This window comes from Polaromonas sp. P1_E3, from assembly GCF_056405935.1.
Window position 1 is genome coordinate 1 of sequence record NZ_JBFUBD010000391.1, and the last position, 2,454, is coordinate 2,454.

At 58.0% G+C, this 2,454-nt stretch carries 4 protein-coding genes; 2 read left to right on the forward strand and 2 right to left on the reverse strand.

All coding sequences use genetic code 11. The features are described 5' to 3' along the window. Together AC1D0Z_RS19650 and AC1D0Z_RS19655 are read left to right on the forward strand one after the other, a co-directional pair. The coding region (locus AC1D0Z_RS19650; RefSeq protein WP_477659858.1) for a hypothetical protein at window positions 1-469 on the forward strand (469 nt) is incomplete at its 5' end. Between the two features lie 288 nt (window positions 470-757). Continuing rightward, the gene (locus AC1D0Z_RS19655) at window positions 758-1,216 is read left to right on the forward strand and encodes an EVE domain-containing protein (protein ID WP_477659859.1); all 459 of its coding nucleotides are present in this window, start codon (window positions 758-760) and stop codon (window positions 1,214-1,216) included. Window positions 1,217-1,224: 8 nt separating this feature from the next. On the opposite strand, the gene AC1D0Z_RS19660 is transcribed toward AC1D0Z_RS19655, so the two are convergent. Next, the gene (locus AC1D0Z_RS19660; protein ID WP_477659860.1) at window positions 1,225-1,902 is read right to left on the reverse strand and encodes a Crp/Fnr family transcriptional regulator; all 678 of its coding nucleotides are present in this window, start codon (window positions 1,900-1,902) and stop codon (window positions 1,225-1,227) included. Window positions 1,903-1,933: 31 nt separating this feature from the next. Then, the coding region (locus AC1D0Z_RS19665) for a cupin domain-containing protein (RefSeq protein WP_477659861.1) at window positions 1,934-2,454 on the reverse strand (521 nt) is incomplete at its 5' end.

Sequence of the window (2,454 nt, forward strand, 5' to 3'; positions counted from 1 at the left end):
GGAGTGTCCCAACTGGTGTTGGGCTGCCTGTATTCAATCGATCTTCCGCTTACACAAACGAAATGTGTCGCAAAAATCAATCGTTCAGAGATTGTTTGGTTCGGAACTCTGCGATACAGCGACTGGCCCCCAAATTATTGAAACTGTGAACGGCAAATGGAAAGACGCCGGCGGCAATAGTTTCTACGCGACTGCGGCCCCCTTGCTCGATTTAAGCTTTGGCGTTGCAAATCCGGAGGCGTCTCAAATGGTTGCACAAGAGCTAGCCGCGGGAAATCCATTGATCAATGGAGCACTGGGGCATGCGACCGTTCTTACCGCGATGACCTATATCGTTGACATCTATTCGCGCGGACAGCCACTAGAAATAATCGTACGAGATCCCTGGCCCAAAAATCAAAATCGTAGAGCGCTAACTGCGGCTGAAGCGCAAGGGACTTTCTTTATCGCCAGGGTTTCGATAAGGTAGTTCTTGGATACACAGCGGGGAGACACGGAGACCGCAGTTATTCACATCGGCAGCTGCGGTCAGCTACCCAATGCCAACTCGCAGCAAGCTAGCATGAACCCGACGGACAAAAAGAAAAGGAGTCACAGCATGACTGTGTCCAATCTGCGCATGCCGTCCGAAATTTCAGAGGAATAGTCAATTACAAACGGGTCAATTTGGTGACACGATCATCGTTGCTGGTCAAAATGGTCCAGGGAAATCGTACATTCTCGATGCTAGGTCCTTTACATTCACAAATCAAATCCCATGACAAGCTACTGGCTCATGAAATCCGAACCCGAAGAATGCTCGGTCGACGACGCGCTCGCGGCGAAGAACTCGACCGTCCCCTGGGTTGGCGTGTGCAACTACCAGGCGCGCAACTTCATGCGTGACGGGATGCAAGTCGGGGATGGCGTGCTGTTCTACCACTCGAGCTGTGCCGAACCGGGCATTGTCGGCATCGGCCGGGTGGCGTCTACGGCCTACCCTGATCCCACGCAGTTTGATCCGAAGTCGCCCTACTACGACCCCAAGTCAAAACCTGAAGAACCTCGTTGGATGCTGGTGGATGTGCAGGTGTTGCGCAAGATACCCAACATCACCCTGCCCGGCCTGCGTGCACGGCCAGAACTTGCAGATCTGCAGGTGCTGCGCAAGGGCAACCGCCTGTCCATCACGCCCGTCGAGCCGCAGCACTGGAAAGCCATCACCGGCAGGAAGTGAGAAACCTGTCAGGCGCCGGACTCTGGCAGGCTTTGCAGGCGGCGCAAACCGAACAGGTCTTTGATGATGATCTGGCCACGCTGGCTTTTCAGAAAACCTTCGGCGACCAGCCCCTGCATCAGCCGCGCCACCACTTCACGCGACGTACCCAGATGCCCGGCCAGCTGCTGCTGCGTTGTTTTCAGCACCCCATCGGACGAGGCGTGCAGCAACACAAAATGAACAAGCCGTTGCCGGTGGTTGAATGAATGAACGGCATCGAGTTCTGCCATCAACCTGAAAACGAGTGTCGAGAGCGCATGCAGCGTCAGGTCCTGGATGCAAACTTCCTGCTTGAAGAGCTGCCGGTACAACGGGCCGGGGATGACGGCGACACGCGTCGCCTTGTCGGCCTGAACCCAGGCGGGATACAGAAGATCGTTGAACAGGCAGTTGAGCGAAAGCACGCAGGTCTCGCCGGGCTCCACCAGATAGAGCGTCGCCTCGGTACCGGCAGGCGTGATGGTGTATACACGCAACCGGCCTGACAGCACCACATAGGCACCGGAGGCAGGCTGGCCCTTGTGAATGATGCCGGCCCCTGCCAGCGCATTCATCGGAACCGCACCCTGCGTCAACAGGCTACGGCCGTCAGCACTCAGGCGGCTGAAAGGCTCGAAAAGGGCAAGCTCACGTAAGACCTGCATAGTGCTCCATTCGCGGCGGCCTGCCGCACCGTCAAACCATCGGTACCACCTGGCCACGTTTGATCCACAACAAGGCACCTTCAGAACTGGCCAAGGCAGGCTGCCGGGTGTGTGGATTGCGCAGCCAGCACATAGGGCCAAGCTCCTGCGCACCCGCAGCGCGTGCGTTCGTGCCGTCACCGGCTTCGACACGGACCGATCCCTCGACGACCAGCATTTCCTGGCCGCCAAGCGCGTGCTGCGCGGCCATGGTACACCCCGGTTCCAGCCGTTCGAGGAATACGGTTTCCCTGGGCCCCTCGTACAGCAATGCACGCCGATGCCGGGCGATTCGTGCATCCACCCAGGGCCTGTCTGCTGCACGGATGACAACGCGGCGCTGTTCGAGTGCGTTCATCTGCCGCAGCTTGACAAAAATGGTGCAACCCTCGTCGCTGAAGGGCCTGTGGCTGGAGCCCGGCGGATTGCGCACATAGGTAGCGGGGCCGTACGCGCCGTGCTCGTCGGCAAATACGCCGCTGAGCACAAAAAATTCTTCGCCCAACGCATTCG

Excerpts from the sequence above, each read along its gene's own strand:
- AC1D0Z_RS19655 (WP_477659859.1), top strand. The coding sequence starts at position 758 with ATGACAAGCTACTGGCTCATGAAATCCGAACCCGAAGAATGCTCGGTC.
- AC1D0Z_RS19660 (WP_477659860.1), bottom strand. The coding sequence starts at position 1,902 with ATGCAGGTCTTACGTGAGCTTGCCCTTTTCGAGCCTTTCAGCCGCCTG.